General features: G+C 39.2%; 5 protein-coding genes. All 5 read right to left on the bottom strand.

Annotation, left to right across the window (positions count from 1 at the left end):
* Positions 1-213, bottom strand: a 213-nt coding sequence (locus M9949_07580) for a hypothetical protein (protein ID MCO5251267.1), incomplete at its 3' end; no start/stop codon positions are given.
* A gap of 439 nt (positions 214-652) precedes the next feature.
* Positions 653-3904 carry a PDZ domain-containing protein gene (locus tag M9949_07575; GenBank protein MCO5251266.1) on the bottom strand — a complete coding sequence of 1084 codons (3252 nt, stop codon included), beginning with the start codon at positions 3902-3904 and terminating at the stop codon, positions 653-655.
* Between the two features lie 54 nt (positions 3905-3958).
* Positions 3959-4642, bottom strand: coding sequence for a tRNA (guanosine(37)-N1)-methyltransferase TrmD (gene trmD / locus M9949_07570; GenBank protein MCO5251265.1), 684 nt, complete (start codon positions 4640-4642; stop codon positions 3959-3961).
* Positions 4643-4652: 10 nt separating this feature from the next.
* Positions 4653-5168: a ribosome maturation factor RimM gene (gene rimM / locus M9949_07565; protein ID MCO5251264.1), complete on the bottom strand. Its 516-nt coding sequence runs from the start codon at positions 5166-5168 to the stop codon at positions 4653-4655.
* Positions 5169-5175: 7 nt separating this feature from the next.
* Entirely contained in the window at positions 5176-6066 is an 891-nt protein-coding gene (locus tag M9949_07560; GenBank protein ID MCO5251263.1) for a lytic transglycosylase domain-containing protein, read from the bottom strand.
* Positions 6067-6074: the final 8 nt, after the last annotated feature.

Raw genomic sequence — 6074 nt, 5'->3', positions numbered from 1 at the left:
TTTATTATCAAAGCAAATATGAAGGTATCGCTCATTATTTTCAGAGGTAACAAATAATAATGTATCGCCTAGATTGATTGAGCTTGAAATCTTATTTTGCAAATCAACATCATTGAATTTTGTTAAAAAAAACAAACTTGGCGTTTGGCTTTGTACAAATGATGTATTCACCAAAATGAATAAGGTGATTAAAAAGGTAAGTACGATTTTCATAATAGCTCCTAAAAGTATTTAAATTTATTAATTTTATAAATTCCAAAAACGTATAGCCGCTTGGGAATCGAGCCACCCTCAAAGCTCCCCGTTCTTCGAGTGTTCATCGAACAATCATAAACTACCTCTCTCGCAATTGAGCGGATACCTTATAAGCCCCATGTCGTAAAATCTAAGCATCAAAATCCCACTTTGATTGTTTCCACATTCCATTTCAAAAAACTTTTTTCAACAATAGTATATCTCTATTTCCAAACAACAAATCAAATTTCGAAAAGTTACATTTTTTTTGATAATTTTTCAAAATATTGCACTTTTTTTCAACACTGAATGTTTGTTGATGCTACATATGAGGTATATGTGCAAATAAATAAAAACTTCGTTATACTTTAAAGCATAACGAAGTTTAGACAAATAAGCAATTAATTAAAACCTATAATTATTTCCCAAAATCTTTCTTTTTATCAGGAAATTGCGGCAAAGCCGGAATCTTGGGCTTGGTGTCGGTTTTGAGCAAATCGAGAATTATTTCAATTCCCCGATTGAGTTGCTCGTCCGTTCCGTGATATTCCTTCCAAGGGTCGTTGTCCACCTCTATATCCGGCACCATACCAACATCTTCGAGAATCCATTTGCCGTCGGGGCTGAAGTTCGCTACTTCGGGTTTGCGGACGTCGCTGCCATCAAGCAGAGGCAATGAGCCGTATATGCCGACAACGCCACCCCAGCTTCGTTTGCCGATTACAGGACCCAAATTCAAACGCTTGAACTGGAAGGGGAAGAGGTCGCCGTCGGACATGGACTGCTCGTTTATCAGGCATACCATTGGTCCGGTCATGATTGCGTCGGGATTTGTCAAGATTTCGTCCTGGTTGCGACCGTATTTGACGATTGCCAATTCGCGGCGCAATCTTTCGATTATCATCGGAGATACGTTGCCACCGCCGTTATAGCGGTCGTCAATTATCATACCTTCTTTTTTGGTCTGTGGGTAGAAATAACGTACAAACCAGTTCAAACCATTAAATGGTGACATGTCCGGAATGTGCACGTAGCCAATTCTTCCGCCTGTCGCTGAATCAACTTTGCGGCGATTTGTTTCCACCCAATCATAATATCGCAAATCTTTCTCGGATTTTAGTGTTTTAATATTTAATTTTCTGGCTCCATCACGAGAGGCTTTGGAATTAATTTCAATTTCGACAAATTTATCAGCTTTATTAATTAATTCAGAAAATGGAGTGCGTGATTGATTGAGCGTAACTCCATTAATTGCAACAATATAATCACCATTTTTTATATTCAGTCCGGGTTCAGTCAGAGGTGAACGCAAATTTTCTTCCCAATTCATTCCTTCGTAAATCTTTTTTATTCGGTAAAATCCTGAAGATTTGTCAAATTCATAATCGGCACCTAATAACCCGATTGGCACTGCAGTCACTTTCGGCATATCGCCACCACTTACGTAAGCGTGTCCGGCATCGAGTTCGCCAATCATTTCTCCGATAATGTAAGTCAAATCAGTTCGGTGAGTTACGTAGGGGAGAAGCTGCTCGTATTTAATTTTCAAGGAATCCCAATTATATCCGTGCATATTCGGGTCATAGAAAAAGTGCTTCATGTGGCGCCAAGATTCATTGAAAATCTGCTTCCATTCTGCACGTCGGTCAAGCATCACTTGCATATCTTTGAAATCTAATTTCCCTTCTTTAGTTGTAATATTCTCTTTCAGAGATGAAATATAATAATCTTCGCCCGATTTGAATAAAATTGAATTTTCATCATGACTAATTACATATTGCGAAAACTCACCAACTTCTTTTTCTTCGCGCTTAACTGCATCATAATAATAGAACTTAGGCTTTTGACCGGATGCACTCCGTACAAAATACATTCGATAATTCATTGTCGCAGTCAAATTGGAATAATTTCCCGCTGCAACAGGAAATTCGAATATTCTGCTTTCTATGCCTTCAAAATCTATTCTTATCGGGTTTTCGGCACTTGCTTTTTCCTTTTTCTTGGTTGGCTTTTTCTCATCGCCCTTTTCTTCGTCACTTTCAAATACTGCAAATGGATTTAATGTTGTGTCTTGCAACGTAACACCATATATTTTAGACATATCCGAATATTGGAAATTATATTCGAAAGCCCCAAAATTTGGTTTAAAATTACGGTCAGAAATGAAAAATAAGAAGCGTCCTCCGGGAGAAAATTCTACTCCGTAGCTGTTAAAGAATTCATTTGTAACGGGATAGCTCTTATTATCTTTAAGCGAATAAATATAAATCATTCCTGTGCGGCGGTCTGTATAATTTGTGTAAGCAATCCATTGATTATCCGGCGACCAATCAAAATCGGAAAAACTCCAAAATCTTGACTTAGCAATATTAGTCTGCTTTTTGCTTACAATATCAATATAATATAAATTGCGAGTATTATCGGATGATATTAATTTCTTGCTGTCCGGCGACCATTTCAATCCATAACGATAAAAATTTCCATCATTAGTCAATTTAATTTCGCCCGTTCCATCAGCTTTTATGATATATATTTCATCTGTACCGCTTTTATCGCTGATGAATGCAATCAATGAGCCGTCAGGCGACCATACTGAGCTTCTTTCATGAATTCCGGAAGTGCTTGTAAGATTTCGGATATTTCCCTTGGAAGCAGGAACGGTGAATAAATCGCCTCGCCCTGTAAATAGTGCACGTGCACCGCTTGGGGAAATGTCAGCACTTGTAATTCTATCTTTCACTGTCACCAATGAAGTGCGTAATTGCGGAAAATCTTCTTTAACTTCAATATTTATTTGGCGGACATTTTCATTTGCTAAATCCATTAAATAAATATTTCCGCCATTTTCAAATGCGATATGATTTTTGCCTTTTGAAGGGAATTTCACATCATAATAATCAAAATTGGTGATTTTTCGAGTTTGTTTCGTGTTCAAATCGTAGGAAAATAAATTCATCGTAAAATCTCTATCTGAAAGATAATAAATTTTGTCACCATGCCAAATGGGAATAATATCTTGGAAGTCATTGTTAGTAATGTTTTCGCTTTGCCCGGTGGCGAGGTCATAAATCCAGATTTCGTCAGCTTGACCGCCACTATAGCGTTTCCAAGTTCTATATTCGCGGAAAATGCGATTGTAAGCCAACTTTGTGCCGTCGGAATTCATCGAAGCGAATCCGCCACGAGGCAATGGCAACTGAACAGGCAAGCCACCCGCTTTGCCGACTGTGTATAATTGCCCGACAAGGATATTCCAGCTATTTTGGCGAGAACGATACAAAATGCTTTCACCGTCCGGAGTCCATTGCATGATAATAATGTCGGGACCTTGCCTCTCGGCGACGTTTGCTTCAGTGTGACTGTAAGTGAGCCGCTGTGGAATTCCACCGCTCGAAGGCATTACATAAACTTCGTTGCTTCCGTCATATTCGGCGGTAAAGGCGATTTCGGAGCCGTTTTGCGAGAATCGCGGGTAGCGCTCAATTCCTTCGGAGCTTGTCAATCGTCTGGCTATACCGCCTGATAGAGGCACAGTGTAGATGTCACCACCATAAACAAATGCAATGTCTGCTTCGGAAGTATTGGGGTATCTGAGTAATCTCGTGGGTTCAGCGAATAGTTCTGATGCGATAAAAAGCAAAATTGTCAGTGAAATAATAAATTTAATCATCGAAAAATTCCGATTTATGTTTAAAAAATATTATTTAGTAGTCGAAAAAAGGGATTAATTATTATCTTGGAGCAAATCGGGGCGTCTTTCGGCAGTTTTTTTCAATGATTGTTGATGTCGCCACTCCTCTATATGAATGGGATGCCCTCCAAGCAAAACATCCGGAACTCTCATTCCGCGAAAGTCTGCCGGTCTGGTGTAAATCGGAGCTTCGAGTAATCCGCTTTGGAATGAGTCATGCAGAGCCGATTCGCAATCTCCAATTACTCCGGGGAGCAAGCGAACAATCGAATCTGCAAGAACAATCGCCGGAAGCTCGCCACCACTCAAAACAAAATCGCCGATGGAAAATTCGCGTGTAATCAAAGCATCTCGTACCCTTTGGTCAACGCCTTTGTAATGCCCTGCAAGTATGATTAAATTGCCTTTCAAGGACAATTCATTGCAATGGCTTTGGGTCAAACGTACACCATCTGCTGCCATGTAGATGATTTCGTCATAATCCCGCTCTGTTTTCAATTTGTCAATGCAACTAAACACGGGTTCGCATTGAATGACCATGCCTGCACCACCTCCGAAAGGATAATCGTCAATGTGGCGATATTTGTCGGTAGCGTAATCATGCAAATTATGTAGATTGATTTCTGCAATTTTCTTTTCGCGTGCAATTTTGATTATACTTGCATTGATTGCCGATTCCATTATTTCCGGTACAGCCGAGATTATATCTATTCGTATTAATGGCATATCAATCAATCAAACCCGGAATAACATTGATAAATATTTTCTTATTTGCGTAATCAATTTTTTCGACGAATTCCGGCACATTTGGTACATTGAAATCATTTTTGGTTCCGCTCACCACAATCACGTCATTTGCGGGTAATTGCCAATAATCAATAACATCGCCCAATTCCTCACCGGAAGTGGCATCAATCACTTTCATATTAATGAAATCGGATGTAATTTGAATTTCAGGGGAAATCGTTCGTAATTTTTCTTCTTCAATGAAAATGCCCGCTTCCATGAATTGCATAGCTTTTTCATCGGAATCCACACCCTTTAATTCCAATTTGGCTTGTTTTTTGGTTTGTCGCCATTTGACAACCTTGTAAGTAATCGAAAAATTTGGCGAATAACCTATATAAACCTCTGTGTCAGGCGGTAAATGAACGTCGTCAATGTCTAAGTGGCTGACTTTCATTTCGCCGCCATAGCCTCTGATTCCCGTAATAGTTCCGATATATATTTTCGTGTTTTCCATTTTGGTCTTATTTTTTCGGTACAGCAACTTCAAACACTTTGCCCTTGGGAGGATTCGGCAGAGAGCGTTTCAAAATCCAAGGATTGAGCATTTTGACTTGCTTATAATTATAGCCCATGCTTTTTGCCCATGCGGATAAATCAGGCACTGCACTTCCAACCTTAACAATATCATATTCATCGGGCGGGTACAAATCGGATTTCTTTAATTTGAATCCATATTTTTCAGCATTTTGCATGAAATGTTTTATAATTGCAATTCGGAAAATGAATCGGGAAGTTTCCTCATTCAAATGCAAATCAAAATAATTGTCTGTACTCTGGAAACTCAGATTGCTTTGCACTCCGGAGTGTCCCATATTATATCCGGCAGCTGTCAACATCCACGATTTGTGGTTCTTATAGCCGTCCTTCAGATACTTCATTGCTGCACGCGTGCTTTTCTCCGGATGGCGTCTTTCGTCAATGTTGTCATCGACTTGCAATCCCATTAACTTTGCGGTTGCTGGCATAAATTGCCACAAACCTATTGCACCAACACTTGATTTGGCTTGATATAGGGCGCTTTCGGCAACTGCTAAATATTTCAAATCATCCGGCATATTATTCTCGCTGATAATTTTTTCGAACATCGGGAAAAATCTACCGGAGCGTTTCAAATAAAGTATGATTTGACCGGGTTGCTGTAGCAGCATATAAAATTCTCTTTCTGCGCGCTCGCGAACTTCAGGGTCATCTAAAGGTACTTTTTCGCCACACCAAGACAATTCTGTGGGGAATTCTACTGTTGACAAAAATTCAAAATGAGATTGTGTATCAATCTGATTGCTTCTCAAATCATTTGATTCGGTGCAAGATATGACAACGATTGCAGTAATAAATAATAATATTGAACGCATAAGGATTC

It is taken from the genome of Candidatus Kapaibacterium sp., assembly GCA_023957315.1.
Classification (GTDB): Bacteria; Bacteroidota; Ignavibacteria; order Kapaibacteriales; family UBA2268; genus PGYU01.
This window is presented reverse-complemented; position numbering and strand designations above follow the sequence as displayed.

What these genes read in the sequence shown, in the direction of transcription:
- M9949_07575 (MCO5251266.1), bottom strand. Translation starts at nt 3,904, where the DNA reads ATGATTAAATTTATTATTTCACTGACAATTTTGCTTTTTATCGCATCA.
- rimM (MCO5251264.1), bottom strand. Translation starts at nt 5,168, where the DNA reads ATGGAAAACACGAAAATATATATCGGAACTATTACGGGAATCAGAGGC.
- M9949_07560 (MCO5251263.1), bottom strand. Translation starts at nt 6,066, where the DNA reads ATGCGTTCAATATTATTATTTATTACTGCAATCGTTGTCATATCTTGC.